The organism is Burkholderia sp. E168m23, from assembly GCF_016586125.1.
Classification (GTDB): Bacteria; Pseudomonadota; Gammaproteobacteria; order Burkholderiales; family Burkholderiaceae; genus Burkholderia; species Burkholderia orbicola.
Window position 1 is genome coordinate 1 of the sequence record NZ_BCPP01000020.1, and the last position, 19,483, is coordinate 19,483.

Consider the following 19,483-nt stretch of genomic DNA (forward strand, 5'->3'; position numbering starts at 1 on the left):
GTCATGTCCACTCGCGCGAGGTTCGTATGGTCGTCGACCCGGGCCGCCAGCCGCTTCTGATCCGTTCGCCCGGCGCGCGCCGGCGGCGGCTCCTTTCCGCCGGCGCTCCCGACTCGCTTGCCGAGCCGTTGCCGGCCGAACCGGAAATCGGCGACATCGTCTTCATCCGCGTCACCGTGCGGCCGTTTCTCGAAGTGGCGAGCGCGACGCGTTCATGGACGAATCACGTCGGCATCGTCGTCGGCGAGCGCGGCGGCGAGACGCTGATCGCCGAAAGCACGTTTCCGCTGTCGCGCGTCACGACGATGTCGCGGGTTCTCGCGCGCTCCGATCGCGGCGCATGCGTGATCGCGCGGCTCAGGCAGCCGCTCGACGCCGCGCAGCGTCGCGAACTCGTCGCCGCGGCGATGCGCCGGATCGGTGTGGTCTACGACACGGGTTTCAATCTCGCGTCGCGCCGGCAGTTCTGCTCACGTTTCGTGCGCGAGGTTGTGTGCGATGCGACGCGGATCGTGCTCGGCGACGTCGAGACCTTCGACACGCTGCTGCACCGGAATCCCGATCATCCGCTCGGCTTCTGGAGGATCTGGTATTTCGGCCGGATTCCGTGGCACCGCCGCACGGTGACGCCGGCAAGCATCCTCGATAGCGGTTCGTTGCGCGTGGTGATGGACACGCGTGATTCGGGCACCGGTCGCGACGGCTGACGGCCTCGTGTGTCGTCGGGGCTCGCACGGTTCCGTTCGCGCTGCTGGCTGCCCTCAGTGCCGTCCCGCCATCGCGAGCCGCGCCGCCAGCCCCACGAACACCGACCCCAGCAGATACTGCGGCACCTTCGACGGCCGGCGGCGCGCGCCGATCCGCTGGCTCAGCCGGCTCGCGGACAGAATCACCGCGCCGTTTACGACGAGCCCGATCAGGTTGAGCACCGTCGCCAGCACGAGAATCTGCACGGCGATCGAACCCTGCTCGGGCCGCACGAACTGCGGGAACAGCGCGAGCACGAACAGCGCCATCTTCGGGTTCAGCAGGTTGGTCGTCAGCCCCTGGCGGAAGATCGTCGCGGTCGAGCGGCGACGTTGCGACGCGACCGGCGACAGCGCGGTCGCGTCCGAACGGAACGTTTTCCAGGCGAGATACAGCAGATACGCGGCGCCGGCGAAGCGCACGACGTCATACGCGAGCGGCACCGCGACGAAGAGCTGCGACAGACCGAACGCGGCCGCCAGCGCGTGGCAGTAGGTGCCGGCCTGAATGCCCGCGAGCGTCGCGAAGCCGGCGCGCCGGCCCTGGCTCACGCTGCGGGACGCGATCAGCAACATGTCGGGGCCGGGCGTGATGGTCAGCGCGAGACACGCGCCGGAGAACAGCGCGAGCGTGGAGAGGTCGATCATGGCAGTCCCTTTTGCTGGTGCGGCGTAAAAGGGAACTCAGTGTAGGAGGGCGCGCGAGGCCGGTCAATCGAGCGAACGGACGATGGCCTGGCGGCACGGATCGCATGACGCATGCATTGCGCATGCGCCGCCTGCACGCCGTTCACTGCTTGCGACAGGCAACCTGATAGTCGATCACGGTGTTCTCGGAAGGCCGGTCCGGCTCGCCGCCCACCGTCGTCACGCCGAGCACGCCGGCCGCATTCCGGTAGCGCAGCGCGCAATACCCGACGCCGGTGCCCGAGCACGCTTCGGCTTCGATAATGCCGTGCTTCGCGAGCGTTGCAGCCCCGTCCATCGCGTCCGGCTTCTCGCGCGGCCGCAGCGGTTGCCAGCCATGCGCGATCAGTATCTTGCGGGCCGCGTCGAGCGGCTTGCCGTATACGTTCGGCACGACCGCGCGGCCGCTGCAGTGCGTGCTTTCGGCGGCTACGCGGGTCAGCCGCAGGCCGCCGTTTTCCTCGTGCAGCTCGCCGACGGGCGCTCCGGGGCCGTCGCCGCCCCAGACGAGCAGTGCACCGTTTTCCAGACGATCGACCGAGCCGAGCTGCCAGCCTGCCTTGCGCGCCGTGTAGCCGAGCGCGACGAGCGTCGCGCCGTCGAATACGCCGAGGTTGCCGTTGCGCGCGAAACAGATCGCGCTCGTGCCGGCGTTGAATCCGCTCGCGAAGCTCACGACCGTGTAGTGCCCGAGCGGTGCCTCGGATGTCACGATCCAGTCGCGCTTCGCGACTTCGCGGCCGGCCGCCGTGGTCGACTTCGCGCGATATTGCGTGCAGAACGGATCGAGCGAACCGCTTTCAGGCGAGTGCGGCAGCGTGCCGAGCGGCACGAGCGACGCTCCGGCGATATCGGAGGCCGTGCGCAGCGGCTCGGCCGATGCCGTGCCGCCGAACGTGGCGCCGGCAAGTACCGCGATCGAAACGATCGACGCCAGATGCCGGCTGAGCGGTGAGGCAACGGAAGGAAGCACGCTGGTTGTCTCTGGGGAAAGTGGGACGGGCGGGGCAAGCGCTTTTTCGCCGGTCCGCCACGGTCGCGCGCGCCGCCTGGCGGCACGCGTGCGTGTCGCCGCCGACTCAGTCCTTCGCGACGACGTCGATGCGCAGTGCGTCGCCGCCGGCCACGATCGCCAGCAGACGATCGACGTTCGGGTGCGCGCCCGGACGATTGCGCGCGTCGGCCGTATGCTCGGCGAACACCGCGAGGCCGTGCTCGGCCGCTTTCGCGTCGAGCGTGCCGAACGTCTGCTTCAGATAGTGGTACACCGCGAGCGAGCCCTGCTTGCCCGGCTGGTTCTCGATGGTCGCGGCCACGTCGCCGTTCGCGCCGACGAGATCGATGCGCGCGATGCCGTCGATGGCCGGCAGTTGCGCGAGGTTGTCCTTGAATACTTCGGTCGGTTGAATCACTGAAAACACTCCGTCGGTTCGGTCATGGGCCAAGGTGCGTGGCCGGCCGTATCTTATCCGATCGGCCTCGGTGCGCCGGCCCGCGTGCCGGTGCCGGCCGTGCGCCACGCGAGCGCCGCGCCCGCGAGCTGCAGCGTGCTGCCCGTCAGCATCGCGACCCGCAGCCCCGACGCGCCGCCGCCGCACGCGTCGTACAGCGCGCCCAGCAGCGCGACGCCGAAGACCGCGCCGACGGCCGTCGCGGCCAGCGAGCCGACCGCGAGGCCGAGGCCCGTGCCGGTCAGCGCGAGCCCCGCCTCGGCCCACGCGAGCATCGGCGCGTGCGGATTCGTCGACCCGGCCGCGCCGATGCCGATCGCGGCGAGCCCGAGCCCCATCAGCGCGACGCAGCCAGCGCCGGCCGTGCGTGCGCCGACGCGGGCCGCAACGGCACCGGAGCCGAACGACACGAGCGCGAACGGCACCGACATCGGCAGCAGCGCGAGGCCGGCACCGGTGGCATCGAGCACGTGGTGGCTTTGCCATGCGAGCGGCAGCACGAACAGCATCCCGTAGCCGCCGAACGTCATCGCGCCGTTGCCGACCAGCATCCCGCGGAACGCGCGATTCGCGAACAGGTCGAGCGGCACGAGCGCGGCCGTGCCGAGCCGCCGTTCGATCCGCACGAACAGCGCGATCGCGGCCGCGCCGGTCCCGATCAGCAGCGGCGCGCGCAGCGGGTCGTGGCGCGCGTCGATCGTCGCGAATACGACGCAGCCGATCGCGATCGCACCGAGCACCTGGGCGGCCGGATCGAAGCGCCGGCCCCGCGGATCGGCCGATTCCGGCACGACGGCGCTGGCGAGTGCGATCGCGGCGATGCCGAACGGAATCACGACGCCGAAGATGCTGCGCCAGCCGAACGCGTGGATCAGCACGCCGCCGAGCGTCGGGCCGACGATCATCGCGATGCCGCCGCACGCGGCCCAGATGCCGAGCGCGCGTGCGCGTTCGGCCGGATCGCGCCAGAGCACGCGGACGATCGCGAGCGACGCGGGGATCAGCAGCGCGGCGCCCGCGCCGGCGAGCGTGCGGCCCGCGATCAGCACGCCAGCGTCGGCGCGAGCGCGCACACGACCGACGCGCCGCTCAACACCGTCGCGCCGAGCACGAATGCACGCCGCCGGCCGTACAGGTCGTCGATCAGGCCGCCCGTGAGCAGCAGCAGCACCGCATACGCGAGGTTGTACGCGTCGATCACCCACTGCAGCGCGGCGACGCGGGCGCCGAACGCGGCGCCGATCGGTTCGGTCGCGAGATTGACGATCGCCGTGTCGATCTGCGCGATCAGCACGGCGATGCACAGCGCCGGCAGTACGAGGCGGTGCCGGGCCGGCGCGGCGACATCGGCCGCACGGGTGGCAGCAGGGCGGCGTATCGAATTCACAGGCGTTCTCCCGCGCGCTTCATTACCGTGCGCTACCGGCCAGCGTGCCCGCGTCGCGCGAACGCTCGATGTCGGGGCTGCGATACGCGCGTTCGGGAATTTCGGCGAGCCGCGACGGATGCACCTGCCGCGGCGCTAGCCCGTAGAACTTCTGGAAGCTCATGATCAGCGGCGACCACTTGTCCGGATCGATGCGGTCCGGATGACCGTCCATCAGCAGGTCGGGATGCACGTGCACGCGCTGGATGCGCAGCTCGAACACGCGGATGCGGCCGCGCAGGTCGGGCGTGTCCTCGCCGATTCCGTAGGTGGCCGCGACGACCGCCTCCATGTGCACCGGGCATTCGAGCGCGCGCGGCGGCGTGACGGTTTGCGATGCCGCTTCGGTCAGCCCGGCCGTGCCGAACTTGTCCGGTTCGAATACGTAGCCTTTCGCGCGCTTGCCGTCGGGTACCGGGTACGTGCCCGTCGTGCGCGCGATCCGGTCGACCGCGTCCGCCTGCGCCGACGACGGCAGGTTCAGCACGCATTCGCCGGTGCGCAGCAGGTTGCGGGTGGTTTGCGAACTGGCGGCGATGCCGATCACGCCGCGCCAGCCGAGCCAGAACGCGGACGAGATCGGCGCGAGATTGGCCGTGCCGTTTTCGTTCAGCGTGCTGACCAGCACGACGGGCGTGCCGAAGTAGAGGATGTTCGGTTCGGTGACGCAATGCGGCGCATTCATGGTCGAAGCCTCGTTGACGGGATCGGTTCCCATGCTGATCCCGTCGCGGCGATGCGGCGCTCCGATTCTTGTCGTGTCATTCCGGACGATGCGCGCGGACCGCGCCGGCAGCGCGCGGGCTTTTCCGCTACAGTAAGAAATCGAAGGCCGCACGCGCCCGCATCGCGCCGGCGCGTGCAGTCACGTTCCGCCAACGCACACGAGGGCCTGATGGACACCGAGCAACGCTATACCGCCAACGCGCCGACCCGCGCGGAAGTCGACGCACTGGGCGGCGCAACCGTCATCGAATTCGGCGCGAACTGGTGCGGGATCTGCGCAGGCGCGCAGCCTGCGATCACGGCGTCGTTCTCCGCGCATCCTGCCGTGCGGCACCTGAAGATCGAGGACGGCCCCGGCCGTCCGCTCGGCCGCTCGTTCGGCGTGAAGCTGTGGCCGACGCTGGTCTTCCTGCGCGATGGGGTCGAAGTCGCGCGCGTCGTGCGCCCCGCCGATGCGAAACAGATCGAAGCCGACGGCTTCGCCGCGCTGGCCTGAGGTCATGGCGATGCAACAGGCGATTACGCACGTCGGTGTCGATACGCGTGGCAGCGGGCTCGTCGAAGTCACGCCGCAGGTGCGCGCGTTCGTCGACCAGCAGGCGATCCGCACCGGCCTGCTCACCGTGTTCTGCCGCCATACGTCGGCGTCGCTGCTGATCCAGGAGAATGCGGACCCGTCGGTGCAGCGCGATATCGAACGCTATTTCGCGACACTCGCGCCCGAGGATGACACGCGCTATGAACACGACACCGAAGGCGCCGACGACATGCCCGCGCATCTGCGCACGGCGCTCACGCAGGTGCAGTTGTCGATTCCGGTCGAGCACGGACGCATGGTGCTCGGCACGTGGCAGGGGATTTACGTGTTCGAGCATCGCCGCGCGGCGCACCGGCGTGACATCGTGCTGCATCTGATCGGCGAATAAGCGAGCGGACGAGCGGTAGGAAACGCGTGACGCCGCGCTCAGGCGAGCAGCTTCTCGACGAGCGCGCCGAGTTCGCGAAGGTGAACCGGCTTCGGCAGGAACGCGTCGAATACCCGCTGGTTCTCGCGCAGCGCGGCCGATTCATACGCGCTGACGCCGAGGATCGCCGGACGCCGGCCATCGCCATTGCCATTGCCATCGGGTTGCGCCATCGCGCGAATGCGCCGCGCCACGTCGAATCCGCTCAGGTCCGGCAGTTCGAGATCGAGCACGACGAGATCGTAGCGGCCCGTACCGAAGCGCGCGGCGCCTTCCTGCCCGGTGCCGCACAGATCCACCTCGAGGCCGAGCGCCGACAGCATCGCGCCGAGCGTTTCGCGCGCGTTGTCGTTGTCGTCGACTATCAGCGCGCGCCGGCCGCAGTGCGCCGGTACGGGCGGCAGCGCGGGCGCATCGCCTGCCACGGTGCCGGCCGTGTCGACGCCCGGCACTTCGACGGGTAGCGTCACGACGAACTCGCTGCCTTCGCCGACCACGCTGCGCACGTCCACATGCCCGCGCAGCGTCGTCACGATTTCGCGCACGACCGCGAGCCCCATGCCGATCCCGTCCACGTGCAGCCCGACCGCGTCGTTCGCGCGATAGAACGGCTCGAAGATCTTCGACAGATGTTGCTTCGCGATGCCCGCGCCGGTGTCGCGTACGGCGATCCTCACCTGCTGGCCGGCCGGCGCATCGGCGAGCGTGATCGCCACCGTGATCGAGCCGCCGGTCGTGTACTTGACCGAGTTTTCGATCAGGTTCGACAGCACCTGTCGCAGCAGCTTGCGATCTGAGCAGATCGCGAGGCCGGCCGGCTCGACGTGCTGCGTGACCGTGATCCGTTTCGTCGCGATCCTCTCGCGCAGCGGTTCGAGCACTTCGGCAAGCAGCGGCGCGATGCCGACGGTATCGAGTTCGGCGACGCGCTTCGTCGAGCGCAGCTTGATGTAGTCGGTGAGGTCCTTGACGAGCGCCTCCAGCGACAGCGCGGAATTCTGCAGCCGCCGGATCGTCTTCAGGTTCGCATCCGATTGCGGGCGCGCGAGCAGGATCTCGATCGATCCGCAGATCGCCTGCAGCGGCGTGCGCAGCTCGTGGCTGACCATCCCGAGGAACGCGTTCTTCGCCTCGATCATCTCGAACGCGCGGTCGGACGCCTTGCGCTCCGCATCGAGCGCCGCGTTTTGCCGCTCCAGCAGGTCGTCGCGCGTGCGCATCGTATAGAACAGCAGCAGGAACAGCGCGCACAGGATCACGCCGAGCACGATGCCGAGGATCAGGATCGCGCGCTGCTTGTCCTTCAGTTGATGGAACGTGTAAATCGCGCTGCGCCATTTCGATCGCGCGGAAGTAGTTCGCGAGGCCGTTGACTTTCGGCCAGTACGCGTTGACTTCGTCGATCACCTGACGCGCCTGCTTCGGCGAGTCGCGCAGTAGCGGCACCTCGCGCTTCAGGCGCGTCATGAATTCGCCGAGCGCGTCGATCTCATTGCGCGCGCGCGGGATGCGCAGCCAGTATTGGGACACTTCCGAGGGCCGCTGCAGGAACCCGAACGACACCGACAGGCTGTCGAGCTGCATCTGCAGGTGATCGAAGTCATCGTCCTCGCGCGTCGCGTAGAGAATCAGCTGGCGATCGAAGCGGGTATACACGTTGCGGTATTGCGCGGCGGTCCAGAACACGCCTTCGCGCGGCCCCTCGAGCACGCCCTCGTTGACCGAGGTGGCGAGGAGATCCCACAGCAGGAACGCCCACGCGGCGAACCCCATGATCCACAGCGAGCCGAGGACCAGGATGATTTTTCTATTTTTCCATCGCCGCCGCGTCATGTCACTTCACGGTCAGACCGATGATCTGCCACGCGAACTTGGCCTCGCCGAGCGGCGTCTTCAGCTCGTCGGGATACTGGTCGCGCGGATACATGATCCACAGCGGGCCGTAGTTGTCGTTGCCGAGCACCTTGCCGTTCATCGTCCGCGCGAGGATCACGCCGTATTTGTCGGCGTCCGACACGGGAATCGTGAACGTGTATTCGTCGATGCAGCGAAATTCGATCTGCGTGCCGTGCGCGCCGACCGTCTTCAGCACGTCGGACAGGCGCGGGCCGGTGAAGGTCGCCTTCGGCGTCCAGCTCGTCGACGTGACGATCGTATGCTGCGGCAGCGCCATCAGCGCCTGCTCGGAAAAGACGTAGGTCATCTTCCCCTGCTGGTTGCTCTTGCTGATCTTGCCGTCGACGGTAAACGTGAACGACGCCGCCGCCCACGCCGCGACGGTCATCCCGAGCAGGCATGCCGTCAGCAGGCTTTTGATCCAGATGGTTGAAACGCGCATGTCTTTCCCTCGGTCTGGTGGTGCGGGTAGCGGGTTGTCGTTCCGGCCGCGGTTTCCGGTTCTCAGTTCGCGGCCGACGCCGCCGGCAGCGTGAGTTTCAGTTCGCGGGCGACTTCCGCGAACAGGATCGGCAGGCGCACCGGCTTTTCTTCGCAGCGCGCGTTGTAGTGCGACACGATGTGCGCGATTTCGTCCTCGCTCGCTTCGCCGGTCGAGATCTTGCCGGTCAGCAGGAAGATCGGCGCGCCGCTGTTCTCGCTCGAGCGGATGCCGCGCACGAGTTCGGCGGCCGTCTGGTCGCCGAGCATCCAGTCGAGGATGTAGCCGTCGAAATCCTCGACCTCCAGCGCCTTGCGGAAGCTCGCGCCGTCGAAGTACGGAATCGCGTTCACGCCTTTCTCGATGAAATATTCACAGACCGTTTCGGCGACGTCGTGCGAATCGTCGACCACGGCGATCCGCGCCGCATACACGTTCGGCTGCGCCGAGCGCAGCTCGATCACGTCGACCGGATACGTGCGGCCCTCGCGCGCGTGCTCGCGCTCGGTGACGATCCATTCGCCCTGCCACTGCAGCGCGACGAAATCCGTTTCGATCTGGCTGGTGGCCTTCGTCGAGATCGCGGCGCGGCAGCGCAAGCGCTTCGACTCGATCACGAATGTCGCGTCGATCATCTCGGCCGCGGCCGGCTGCGTGCCCTTGTCGTCGAGCAGGATCGCGGGCGGCACGCCGAAGTGCGTCGCGATGTCCTGCAACTGCGACAGGTTCCACGGGATCAAGCCCTTCATCTTGCGCGTGACGACCGAGAAACTCAGCCCGAGCACGTTGGCGATCGTCGTGTTGTGACTTCGCGGCGGAATGCCGTTCCGGTTCAGGAGATCGCGCACCTTGTTGGCGGTGATGAGATCGACGTTGGCCTGCTCGGTGGTGGACATCTCGATGGGGTCTCCAGGGTTTTTGGCGAGGGAGAGCATATCAAAACTGACGTGTCACGCAAACTTCAAACACGCCAAGGGCCTTGACATGCCGTTTTTCTCCATTATTATTGCTCACCACGTCACTATTGTTTGTTGCGTCATGTTTGGAGAGCGTTGCTGACCCCGGTCGGGCAGCGAAAATCGGCAGCAATGAAATAGTGATGGAACGATTCGAAGAGAGAACCTGAGAGAGCCTAGGACTGCGTGTCGGCGTTGGCGGATGAAATTGTATCCGCTGCGCCGCGCGCAACCAGGTACGAGCTCACGGGGTGGGATAGCTCGAAGAATTGCGGCGCCAATAAAACTTGAGGAAAGTACCCATGTATCGCCGTCTACTCGCACCGGGGCTGCTGTTGCTGTTGGCCGCGTGCGCGCAAGACCCGTCGGTCACCGCCAGCACGGTACGGATCTGCGACGACACAGGTTGTTCCGATCGCCCTAAAGATCAGGTCTCCTATCAAAAAAGGGACGATGCGGAAGAGCGGGACGATCCGCGCATCGCCGCGCTCAAGCAAACCGCGAAAACCCAGCCGAAGGCCGCCTACGACCTCGGCCTGCGCTATTTCCGCGGCGACGGCGTGCGCCAGGACAGCTATCAGGCGCTCAAGTGGATGCGCGAAGCGGCCGAGCGCGGCGACCTGAACGCGCAGAAGGCGCTCGGCAGTTTCTACCTGTTCGGTCTCGAGGAAATGGGCTCGGATGCGCGCGAAGCGGAGAAGTGGCTGTCGATCGCGGCCGCTCGCGGCGACAAGGAATCGAAAAAGCTGCTCGATCTCGCGCGCAAGGCGAAGAAAGAGGACGAAGAAGACTGGAAATGGCGCACGCAATGGCGTGACACCTATTACGGCTACTGGTACTCGGGCTATCCGTACTACGGCGTCTGGCAGCAGACGTACTGGTACTACTGACCGGGCATCGGGCAACGGGGCAGCCGCGGGGAGACCACCATCGCGCGCCACGCCGGGGGGCTTATCGAAGTTCGCACGGACACATAAGCCGAACAACGACTCTAATCGATCGACAACGACATGAAGACCAACCTTTCCCAACGTCTCACTCAAGGTGCGCTGGTGGCAGCGCTTGGCGCGTCCGTCGCGGGCTGCGGCGGCGTGGTGACGCCCGGCGGCCAGAACGCGGGCGTGACGGGCGCGGCGGCAGGCGGCGCGAGCGCCGGCGCCGATTCGCAACTGCAGCGCTGCACGTCGCCGCTCGGCACGATCGCCGTCGACGACGGCCGCAACGCCGACTGGTGGGGCCAGTTCGGCAGCGCCACCAAGGTGACGAGCATTGATCCGCTGCTGCGGCTGGCCGTGCAGCAGTCGAACTGTTTCGTGATCACGTCGATCGGCAACCAGAAGAGCGACGCGCGCCTGTCGCGCATCACGCAGCTGCAGCGCAACTCGGGCGAATACCGCGCGGGCTCGAAGCAGCAGAAGGGCCAGCGTGTCGCGGCCGACTACTACATGGAGCCGCAGATCGTGATCAACGATTCGCCGATCGGCGGGATCGGCAGCATGATCGGCGGGCTGATCGGCAACAGCGCGGTGGCGGCGGTGGCGGGCCACCTGCAGACGAAGGCGTCGGTGGTGACGCTGACGCTGTTCGACGTGCGCTCGGCGGTGCAGATCGCGGCGTCGGAAGGCAGCTCGACGGCGACGAACTACGGCGCGGCGCTGGGCGGCTTCGGCGGCGGCGTGGGCGGCGCGCTGGCGGGCTTCTCGTCGACGCCGGAAGGCAAGGCGACGGTCGTGGCGTTCATCGACGCGTACAACAAGATGGTCGTCGCGCTGCGCAGCTACAAGGCGCAGGACGTGAAGGGCGGGCTGGGCCGCGGTGGCCAGCTGCAGGTGAACTGACGTTGCCGGGCCGGCGGGATGCCGCCGGCCGATTCCTGATTTCTGATTCTTGATTCGTGATGGCCGGTGCGTGCGGCGTGATTCGCGCGTACGGGCTGCGTTCGTCCTGTTCGTTCAGAAGGTGACCCCGATGAAAGCCGTTGCACTGATCGCATTGACCTGCCTCGCGCTGACCGCTTGCGGCGGCGGTGACGACAATTCCTCGCCCGCGGCGTCCGGCGGATCGGGCACGAGCAACAACGGCGGAAGCGGCGGCACCGGTTCGGGCGGCACGGGTTCCGGCGGCAACGGCGGTTCGGGTGGCTCGGGCGGCAGCACGCTGACGTGGCGCTACGAGGCGCAGCCTGTCGCGGCCGATCGCGCGAGTTTCCTGACGCTGGTCAACAACGAAGGCGCGAAGGGCTATCGCTATCTGGGCGACTACTTCTACACCGCGGGCAACGGCGGAACGCAGTCGATCTTCGTGAACGACGGCACCGCGCAGACCTACACGTACCAGTTGCAGACGGCGCCGGCGGACATGACGTCCTTCGTCAACGCGGCCAACGCGCAAGGGGCGAGCGGCTACCGCTACGAAGGGCCGCTCACGTACGGCGATCTCTATCGCAAGGATGGCGGTTCGTCCGCCACCTACACGTACACGACGACCGGCCTGCCGGCCGATGCCAACGCGTTCCTCACGCAGGCGAACGGCCAGGGCCAGTCGGGCTACTGGTTCCTCGGCCCGCTGATGGTGGGCGCCGTGCAGGCGAACGTGTACATGAAGAACAACGCGTCGAACGCGACCTATACGTACGACGCGCTGGCGCCGACGTCGACGGTCAGCGACTTCGTCGCACAGGCCAACAGCGAAGGGGCGAAGGGTTATCGCGCGAAGGGCGGGATGGCATTCGGCACCGCGATCTCGTGGATCTACGTGAAGGACCAGACGCAGTCGCCGACCTTCTCGTACGAGTCGGCCGCGATCCAGTCGACCGGCGCGAGCTTCGTGCAGCAGGCGAATACGTTCGGCGCGCAGGGCGCCGCCTATCTGAGCGATATCGCGCTCGGCACCCCCGCGCCGGTGACGGCGTCGTTCTATTTCACGCCGAAGAACTGCACGGGCTTCCTGTGCACGACGCTAAATCCGCTCACGCAGAACTAAGCGGGCGCGTTGCCCGCTGCTGCATTGCGCGAGTCGTTGCAACTAGCACGATCCGAGCACGTTGAATCGAGTGCCTCAGGTGCGCCGCATCCGTGGACGCATCTTTTGCCGCCGGTTTGCCGGCGGCATTTCAATTTATACGTGTGTCGGTTTGGGTACCGGGGCCGTTGAGTGCGAACTGTCTCGAAAAGCGACGTCACCCGTTGCGAAAAATCCCGTTATACGCACTCAACGCCGGCGCCCCGCCGAGATGCGCATACAGCACCTTCGACCCCGGCTCGAATTCCCCGAGCCGCACCTTGTCGATCATCCCGTGCATCGATTTCCCTTCATAAACGGGATCGGTCAGCATGCCTTCCAGCCGTGCGCACAGCCGAATCGCTTCCAGCGTGCCGTCGCTCGGCAGACCATATTCGGGTCCGCCGTAACGCGTGTCGAGCACGACGTCCTGTTCGACGATATCGCGGCCCAGCTCGACCAGCTCGGCCGTATGCCGCGCGATGCGCGTGATCTGTTCGCGTGTCTGTTCCGGCTTCGCCGATGCGTCGATGCCGATCACGCGGTCCGCGCGTCCGTCGGCCGCGAAGCCCACGACCATTCCCGCCTGCGTGCTGCCCGTCACCGAGCAGACGACGACGTAGTCGAACTTGAAGCCGAGCTGCGCTTCCTGCGCCCGCACTTCTTCCGCGAAGCCGACGAACCCGAGCCCGCCGAGCGGATGCTCGGAGCAGCCGGCCGGAATCGGATACGGCTTGCCCCCCGCCTGTCGCACGCTCTCCATCGCTTCTTCCCAACTGCGGCGAATGCCGATGTCGAAACCGTCGGAGACGAGCCGCACGTCGGCGCCCATCATCCGCGACAACTGGATGTTGCCGACCCGGTCGTACACCGGATCTTCATAGTTGACCCAGTGCTCCTGCACGAGCACGCATTTCATTCCGAGATGCGCGGCGACGGCCGCGACCTGGCGGGTCTGGTTCGACTGCACGCCGCCGATCGACACGAGCGTGTCGGCGCCCTGCGCGAGCGCGTCGGGAACGAGATATTCGAGCTTGCGCGTCTTGTTGCCGCCGAATGCGAGGCCGCTGTTGCAGTCCTCGCGCTTCGCATACAGGTCGACCTTGCCGCCGAGATGCGCGCTCAGGCGCTTGAGCGGCTGGATGGGCGTCGGGCCGAACGTCAGCGGATAACGGGGGAAGCGTTGCAGATTCATCGGCGGGGCTCCGGAAGGGGAACAAGGCGGGAAATCGGATCGTTCGGGCGCGGCCGGCAGGCCGTGCGCCGATGACGAAAATGATAGGCAGAAGCGCGGGAAATGAGCTTGCGAAATGAATTGCGTCGACCTACTTTATCGACGCTGTGAATTAAAAATAAACAATTACGATTCGCTGAAAAGGAGATTGGCGCAATGAAATTAGACCGCGGCAGCGCATCACCCGCCGACGCCGCACCGGCGCTCGACCGCATCGACCGCGCGATCCTGCGGCAACTGCAGCAGGACGCCTCGATCTCGAACGTGAACCTCGCGGCGAAAGTGAAGCTGAGCGCGCCGGCATGCCTGCGGCGCGTCGAGCGGCTGAAGGAAATGGGGCTGATTCGCGGCATCGTCGCGCTGCTCGACCCGAAGCCGCTCGGTGCCGGGATGCTGGTCGTGATCGGCTTCGTGCTCGATCGCTCGACGCCGGAAACGTTCGCCGCGTTCGAGAAGGCCGCGCAGAAAGTGTCAGGGTGTGTCGAATGCCATGTCGTGACCGGCGAATTCGACTATTTCATGCTCGTTCGTACGCGCGACAACGACAGCTTCAATCGGCTGCATGCCGAACAGCTGCTGTACCTGCCCGGGGTACGGCAGGTGCGCTCGTTCATGGTGCTCAAGGAGATCCTGTCGACGCATGCGCTGCCGGTATAGCGCATGACGTCCGCGCGTGGCCGGGTGGACGCTTTCGGACGAAGCGGCGTCCGGTCGAGCTCGTGTCGGCCCGCGTGCACGGATTGCCCAGGCGGCAGCGACGCTCTTCCGATCGCGCGGAAAGAGCGGGCTGACCGCGCGAACGGGCCCGGCCGCGCTGTCGCGCATGCCATGCCGCTTGCACCGTCACGACGCCGCCCGGCGCGATCGCGTATGCTCGTCCCGTCATCTCGGCGAAGGCCGCAGGCGCCGCCGCCGGATCAATCGACGACCGATCAACGAGCGAGGGCATCATGGCAAGACAGACGATGGCGGAATACCTGGCGAAGACGCTGGCGGCAGCGGGCGTCGAGCGCATCTGGGGCGTGACGGGCGACAGCCTGAACGGCCTGTCGTTCAGCCTGAGCCAGCTCGGCTCGATCCGCTGGATGCACACGCGGCACGAGGAAAGCGCGGCGTTCGCGGCCGGCGCCGACGCCGCGTCGACCGGGCGGCTCGCGGTGTGCGCGGGCAGTTGCGGGCCCGGCAACCTGCACCTGATCAACGGGCTGTACGACTGCCACCGCAATCACCAGCCGGTGCTCGCGATCGCCGCGCACATTCCGTCGACCGAGATCGGTCTCGGCTATTTCCAGGAAACCCATCCGCAGGAGCTGTTCCGCGAATGCAGTCACTTCGCCGAGCTCGTGACGAACGCGTCGCAGTTTCCGCGCGTGCTGGCGCGGGCGATGCGCACCGCGATCGAGGAGCGCGGCGTGGCGGTGATCGTGCTGCCGGGCGACATCGCGCTCGGCGACGGCCCGGACGAGGCGCCGGCGTGGAGCGAATCGGCGCCGCCGTCGATCCTGCCGGCCGATGCCGATCTCGACCGGCTCGCGGCGCTGCTCAACGGGTCGGATGCGGTCACGCTGCTGTGCGGCAGCGGCACGCAGGGCGCGCACGACGAGGTGGTCGCGCTGGCCGACACGCTCGGCGCGCCGGTCGTGCATGCGCTGCGCGGCAAGCAGTTCGTCGAATGGGACAACCCGTTCGACGTCGGGATGACGGGGCTGATCGGTTTCAGTTCCGGCTATCACGCGATGGAGTCGTGCGACACGCTGCTGATGCTCGGTACGGATTTCCCGTACCGGCCGTTCTATCCGGCCAACGCGAAGATCGCGCAGATCGACTGGAAGGGCTCGCAGCTCGGCCATCGCGCGCCGCTCGCGCTCGGGCTCGTCGGCACGGTGAAGGAAACGATCGCGGCGCTGCTGCCGCGGCTGACGCGCAAGACGCAGCGGCGGTTCCTCGAGAACGCGCTGAAGCACTACGCGGCCGCGCGCAAGGGGCTCGACGATCTCGCGGTGGCCGAGCCGCCGGGCCGCGCGATCCATCCTCAGTATCTGACGAAGATCGTCGACGAAGTCGCGGCGGAGGATGCGATCTTCACGGCCGACGTCGGCACGCCGACGCTGTGGGCCGCGCGCTACCTGACGATGAACGGCAAGCGGCAATTGCACGGGTCGTTCAATCACGGGTCGATGGCGAACGCGATGCCGCAGGCGCTCGGCGCACAGGGCGCGCATCCGGGGCGGCAGGTCGTGTCGCTGTCGGGCGACGGCGGGCTGTCGATGCTGCTCGGCGATCTGCTGACCGCGCGCCAGCTCAAGCTGCCGATCAAGGTCGTCGTGTACAACAACAGCCTGCTCGGCTTCGTGTCGATGGAGCTGAAGGCGGCCGGCTATCTCGACACGAACGTCGATCTGAGCCCGACCGACTTCGCGGCGATCGCGAAGGGCGCCGGTATCTTCAGCGTGCGCGTCGAGCATTCGGAGAACGTCGAGCACGCGTTGCGCACGGCGTTCGAGCATGACGGGCCGGCGGTGGTGGACGTCGTCACGTCGAAGTACGAGCTCGCGATGCCGCCGAAGATCGAGCTCGCGCATGCGAAGGGCTTCAGCCTGTTCATGCTGCGCGCTATCCTCAGCGGGCGCGGTGACGAAATCGTGGAACTCGCGAGAACCAACTTGCGGTGACGGTAGGCGCGCGCGTCGTGCGGTGAGCATGGCGCGCGGTTCACAACTCGGCTGTGCTGCCCGCTCGCGCACGGCTTCGGCGAGCAGCGGCAGCAGAGACGCCGCGCGCTGAAATACTGACCCTATTTCGACCGTCGTAGCGCTGACGGCCGACGATCTCGCCGCGATCGAGATGGCGCCCCAGCAGATCCGGATCGTCGCCGAGCGTTATCCCGCCCACTTCAGCAGAGCGTCGATCGCCAACCGCAAATCGACGGGTGATCGGGCACGAATTGGTCAGGCGAATCAGGGTCAATCTTCACGTCGCCTTAAGTTTGCGTTTCCTAGAATCGATTGACCGTCGCGCGCCCCGCGGCGGACCGATTCGCCGAGGAGGATGCACATGAACCTTGCCCGTGTCGCCGTAGCCCCGTTCCGTGCCGTCATCGGCACACCGCCGCCAACCGCGCAAGCGCCGGAGGCCTGCCTATGATGTGGCCGAACGCGTGGCGTGTCTCGGCACTGTTCGTGCGCGAGTGGGTCGGCCGGCCGGCCGCGGTGGGCGCGTTGTGCCCGAGTTCGCGGCATCTGGCGCGCGAAATGGCCGACGCGGTGCCGGATGGCGACGGGCTGGTCGTCGAGCTCGGCGGCGGCACCGGCGCGATCACCGCGGCGCTGCTCGAGCGCGGTGTCGCGCCGCGGCGCCTCGTGGTGGTCGAACGCTCGCCGGCGTTCGTGCAGCATCTGCGGCGGCGCTTTCCCGGGATCTCGATCGTGTCGGGCGACGCGCGGCGGCTCGAACGGCTGTTGCCGCCGGGCGCCACGGTCGATGCGATCGTGTCGTGCCTGCCGCTGCGCACGCTGCCGCGCGAGGACGTGGCGGCGATCGTCGGTCAATGTCAGAGGGTGCTGTCGGCCGACGGCGTGATGATCCAGTTCACGTACGATTTGCGCCCTCCCGGTCGCCATCCGCTCGGCGATTCGGCATTCGTTGCCAGCGGCAGCCGGATCGTCTGGGCAAATATTCCGCCTGCGCGCATCGTGACCGTACGCTGCGCTGCCGCCGAATACGCCGGCTGACCCGCCGCGCGCGGGGCGCCCGGACGTGGCGCCCCGTCGCATCCTTTCAGCGGCCCTGCCGATCCTTCCAGTTTCCCTTCATCTTGCCGTCACATCCGGTTCCTACCATCGCCTTTCATTTCGAAAGCATCCGTGGTGAGCAGCACAGGCTACTTGATGTCCTCGGCTCCCCGAAGGCAGGGATTCCGACGCGGATGTTGACGTTGACGCCGGCTTTTGTTCGCCGCCGCACGCGGAAAACTAGACGCGCGCGCTGTCGGTCATCCGCGCCGCTGGCCGCGATGCGATGCGCTTGATGAAGCGGTCGAGCGGCGTCGCGTAGCCGCGCGCGATGACCGCACTCAATGCTGCCGACAGCGCCAGGTACGCGACGAGCAGCGCGAGCTTGCCGTCGCCCTGCGTGGACGACGGCGGCCAGAACGTGCGCAGCGCGCCGAGCACGATCAGATGGAATAGATACAGCTCGTAGCTGAGTCGGCCGCTCCAGCGCAGCGGCGCGAGCAGGCGACCGTGACCGGGGGCGTGTTCGGCGTGTGCGCCGATCAGCAGCACGGCTGTGCCGAGCGCCATCGCCGAGACGCCGAACACATGGCTTTGCGCGATCGGCCACGCGAGATAGAGCGCGGTCATCAGTGCTGCGACCAGCCATTGCACGGGCGCCGCCGCGAGCATCTGCCAGCGCGCGCGTTCGGCGAGCAGCGCGGTGCAGCAGCCGATCGCGATACCGTCGAAGCAGGCGAAGTACGCGTACAGGAAGCCGCCTTCGTCGCCCGGATGCGTGTAGCGGTACACGGGACCGATCGCCGCAATCAGCAGCCAGAACGCGAACAGCCGCGTGTCGCGGCGCAACGCGATGCACAGCAGCGGGAACGACAGGTAGAACACCTCTTCGACCGACAGCGACCACAGCACGCCGAGCGCGTAGTTGACCCATCCGTACGCGCCGATCAGCACGTTCATCCAGAACGTGAGCGATGCCAGATTCACGAGCCAGTACGACACGGCGATGCCCTGCGGCGCATGGTTCGTGAAGATCGGCACACCGGCCGCCGCGAGGCCGTTGACGAGCGCGAGCAGCAGAAGCAGGCACGGGACGATCCGTGCAATGCGCGACACGTAGAACGCACGCACGTCGAGCGCGCTGAGGCTGCCCCAGCGGCGGCGCGCGTTCGACGTGATCAGGTAGCCCGAGATCGCGAAGAACATCGTCACGCCGTAGTTGCCGTTGCGCACGATCGCATGGATCGTGTCCCAGCCGAGCACGCGGGCGAGCGCGGTGTCGCGCAGCGGATATGCGATGTTGAAGTGATGCAGCAGGACGAGCAGGATCGAGACGCCGCGCAGCAGGTCGATGCGGGCGTTGCGGGGAGCGGCGCTCATTGCGGCGGGGCCGCGGCGGCGAGCGTCGGCAGCGCCGCGAGGAACGTGTCGCGCGAGCGCAGGCCGGCATTGGGCGTTTGCCGCTCGTCGTCCTGGATCAGGTTCGCGAACACCAGCGTGCGCGATCCCTTCGTCGCCCAGCCGACGAACCAGCCGTACGCGTGTGCCGCGTCGTACTGGATGCCCGGCGAGCCGGTGCCGGTCTTGCCGTGCACCGTCCAGCCGCCCCGTTGCGCGTCGAGCAGCGTGATGCGCGCAGTCATGTCATACGCGTGCGCGCTGACGGGCAGCGTCCGCTGCACGATCTTGCGCATGAACGCGACCTGTTCGAGCGGCGAGATCCGTAGCGACGAATTGACCCACGCGCCCATCATGCCGGGGAGTTCGCCCGCTTTGCTGGTGACGTCCGCGTTGCCGTAGTCGAACGCGCTCGTGTACTGCTGGAAGCGTGCCTGCCCGAGCGCCTGCGTGACCTGCTCCGAATACCAGAAGACCGACAGCCTCATCCAGCGCGCCGGATCGGTCGGTTCGCGCCACGGCGCGCCGCCCCAGTCGGGGTAGCCGGCGTGGAACTCGAGCGTGGGCGTGTGTTCGTCCTTCAGCACGCCGGCGTCGAAGCCCATCAGGCCGATGGCGACCTTGAACGTCGATGCCGGCGTTACGCGGGTCGAGCAGTCGCCCTGCTGCACGAGCAGCTTGCCGGTGGCGGCGTCGGCGACGACGGTGCAGACGGGGTGCGCGTGAGAGGACGCGGCGGCCAGGAGGCCGGCGAAGGCGAACAGCGCGTAATGCCAGTGCTTCAAG

General features: G+C 67.3%; 19 protein-coding genes and 2 pseudogenes. 9 read left to right on the top strand and 12 right to left on the bottom strand.

What is annotated here, in order from left to right; genetic code table 11:
• Positions 1-26 precede the first annotated feature (26 nt).
• A complete protein-coding gene (locus tag JMF90_RS02065; RefSeq protein WP_011548436.1) occupies positions 27-707 on the top strand; it encodes a YebB family permuted papain-like enzyme in 681 nt (226 codons plus the stop codon).
• Positions 708-761: 54 nt separating this feature from the next.
• Here JMF90_RS02065 and JMF90_RS02070 read toward each other — a convergent pair whose 3' ends face one another.
• The 5 genes and pseudogenes from JMF90_RS02070 to JMF90_RS02090 form a co-directional block, all read right to left on the bottom strand.
• The gene (locus JMF90_RS02070) at positions 762-1,394 is read right to left on the bottom strand and encodes a LysE family translocator (RefSeq protein WP_011548435.1); all 633 of its coding nucleotides are present in this window, start codon (positions 1,392-1,394) and stop codon (positions 762-764) included.
• 142 nt (positions 1,395-1,536) lie between these two features.
• Positions 1,537-2,406 carry a PASTA domain-containing protein gene (locus JMF90_RS02075; protein ID WP_011548434.1) on the bottom strand — a complete coding sequence of 290 codons (870 nt, stop codon included), beginning with the start codon at positions 2,404-2,406 and terminating at the stop codon, positions 1,537-1,539.
• A 106-nt stretch (positions 2,407-2,512) separates the two neighbouring features.
• On the bottom strand, positions 2,513-2,845 hold the full coding sequence (locus JMF90_RS02080) for a DUF2322 family protein (RefSeq protein WP_041489425.1): 333 nt from the start codon (positions 2,843-2,845) through the stop codon (positions 2,513-2,515).
• Between the two features lie 53 nt (positions 2,846-2,898).
• Positions 2,899-4,271, bottom strand: a pseudogene (locus JMF90_RS02085) (MFS transporter).
• A 22-nt stretch (positions 4,272-4,293) separates the two neighbouring features.
• Complete coding sequence (locus JMF90_RS02090; protein ID WP_201317173.1) at positions 4,294-4,995, bottom strand: flavin reductase family protein; 702 nt, start codon at positions 4,993-4,995, stop codon at positions 4,294-4,296.
• Between the two features lie 210 nt (positions 4,996-5,205).
• On the opposite strand from JMF90_RS02090, the gene JMF90_RS02095 reads away from it, so the two are divergent.
• Both JMF90_RS02095 and JMF90_RS02100 read left to right on the top strand, forming a co-directional pair.
• Positions 5,206-5,532: a thioredoxin family protein gene (locus JMF90_RS02095; RefSeq protein ID WP_006485487.1), complete on the top strand. Its 327-nt coding sequence runs from the start codon at positions 5,206-5,208 to the stop codon at positions 5,530-5,532.
• A gap of 10 nt (positions 5,533-5,542) precedes the next feature.
• Complete coding sequence (locus JMF90_RS02100) at positions 5,543-5,962, top strand: secondary thiamine-phosphate synthase enzyme YjbQ (RefSeq protein ID WP_011548430.1); 420 nt, start codon at positions 5,543-5,545, stop codon at positions 5,960-5,962.
• 38 nt (positions 5,963-6,000) lie between these two features.
• Here JMF90_RS02100 and atsR read toward each other — a convergent pair.
• From atsR to JMF90_RS02115, 3 genes and pseudogenes are all read right to left on the bottom strand, one after another.
• Positions 6,001-7,834, bottom strand: a pseudogene (atsR, locus tag JMF90_RS02105) (hybrid sensor histidine kinase/response regulator AtsR).
• 1 nt (position 7,835) lies between these two features.
• Positions 7,836-8,339, bottom strand: coding sequence for a molybdopterin-dependent oxidoreductase (locus JMF90_RS02110; protein WP_011548428.1), 504 nt, complete (start codon positions 8,337-8,339; stop codon positions 7,836-7,838).
• 62 nt (positions 8,340-8,401) lie between these two features.
• Entirely contained in the window at positions 8,402-9,274 is an 873-nt protein-coding gene (locus JMF90_RS02115; protein WP_011548427.1) for a helix-turn-helix domain-containing protein, read from the bottom strand.
• Between the two features lie 362 nt (positions 9,275-9,636).
• On the opposite strand from JMF90_RS02115, the gene JMF90_RS02120 reads away from it, so the two are divergent.
• From JMF90_RS02120 to JMF90_RS02130, 3 genes are all read left to right on the top strand, one after another.
• Positions 9,637-10,224 carry a tetratricopeptide repeat protein gene (locus tag JMF90_RS02120; protein ID WP_011548426.1) on the top strand — a complete coding sequence of 196 codons (588 nt, stop codon included), beginning with the start codon at positions 9,637-9,639 and terminating at the stop codon, positions 10,222-10,224.
• Between the two features lie 120 nt (positions 10,225-10,344).
• Positions 10,345-11,172 carry a hypothetical protein gene (locus JMF90_RS02125; RefSeq protein ID WP_011545763.1) on the top strand — a complete coding sequence of 276 codons (828 nt, stop codon included), beginning with the start codon at positions 10,345-10,347 and terminating at the stop codon, positions 11,170-11,172.
• 130 nt (positions 11,173-11,302) lie between these two features.
• Complete coding sequence (locus JMF90_RS02130; RefSeq protein ID WP_011548425.1) at positions 11,303-12,316, top strand: hypothetical protein; 1,014 nt, start codon at positions 11,303-11,305, stop codon at positions 12,314-12,316.
• Positions 12,317-12,512: 196 nt separating this feature from the next.
• Here the strand turns inward: JMF90_RS02130 and JMF90_RS02135 are convergent, their stop codons facing one another.
• Positions 12,513-13,529 (bottom strand): 1-aminocyclopropane-1-carboxylate deaminase, encoded by a 1,017-nt coding sequence (locus JMF90_RS02135; protein ID WP_011548424.1) that lies wholly within the window; start codon positions 13,527-13,529, stop codon positions 12,513-12,515.
• A 195-nt stretch (positions 13,530-13,724) separates the two neighbouring features.
• Between JMF90_RS02135 and JMF90_RS02140 the strand changes: the two genes are divergently transcribed.
• Both JMF90_RS02140 and poxB read left to right on the top strand, forming a co-directional pair.
• Positions 13,725-14,225, top strand: a complete 501-nt coding sequence (locus tag JMF90_RS02140; RefSeq protein WP_011548423.1) for an Lrp/AsnC family transcriptional regulator — start codon at positions 13,725-13,727, stop codon at positions 14,223-14,225.
• A 293-nt stretch (positions 14,226-14,518) separates the two neighbouring features.
• The gene (poxB, locus tag JMF90_RS02145; protein ID WP_011548422.1) at positions 14,519-16,240 is read left to right on the top strand and encodes a ubiquinone-dependent pyruvate dehydrogenase; all 1,722 of its coding nucleotides are present in this window, start codon (positions 14,519-14,521) and stop codon (positions 16,238-16,240) included.
• 40 nt (positions 16,241-16,280) lie between these two features.
• Here the strand turns inward: poxB and JMF90_RS02150 are convergent, their stop codons facing one another.
• Positions 16,281-16,535 carry a hypothetical protein gene (locus JMF90_RS02150; RefSeq protein WP_011548421.1) on the bottom strand — a complete coding sequence of 85 codons (255 nt, stop codon included), beginning with the start codon at positions 16,533-16,535 and terminating at the stop codon, positions 16,281-16,283.
• A gap of 173 nt (positions 16,536-16,708) precedes the next feature.
• On the opposite strand from JMF90_RS02150, the gene JMF90_RS02155 reads away from it, so the two are divergent.
• Positions 16,709-17,299: a class I SAM-dependent methyltransferase gene (locus JMF90_RS02155; protein ID WP_011548420.1), complete on the top strand. Its 591-nt coding sequence runs from the start codon at positions 16,709-16,711 to the stop codon at positions 17,297-17,299.
• A 240-nt stretch (positions 17,300-17,539) separates the two neighbouring features.
• On the opposite strand, the gene JMF90_RS02160 is transcribed toward JMF90_RS02155, so the two are convergent.
• Complete coding sequence (locus JMF90_RS02160) at positions 17,540-18,679, bottom strand: acyltransferase (protein ID WP_011548419.1); 1,140 nt, start codon at positions 18,677-18,679, stop codon at positions 17,540-17,542.
• Entirely contained in the window at positions 18,676-19,482 is an 807-nt protein-coding gene (gene blaOXA, locus JMF90_RS02165; RefSeq protein ID WP_063827309.1) for an OXA-1043 family class D beta-lactamase, read from the bottom strand. The genes JMF90_RS02160 and blaOXA overlap by 4 nt, the downstream gene beginning before the upstream one ends.
• Position 19,483: the final 1 nt, after the last annotated feature.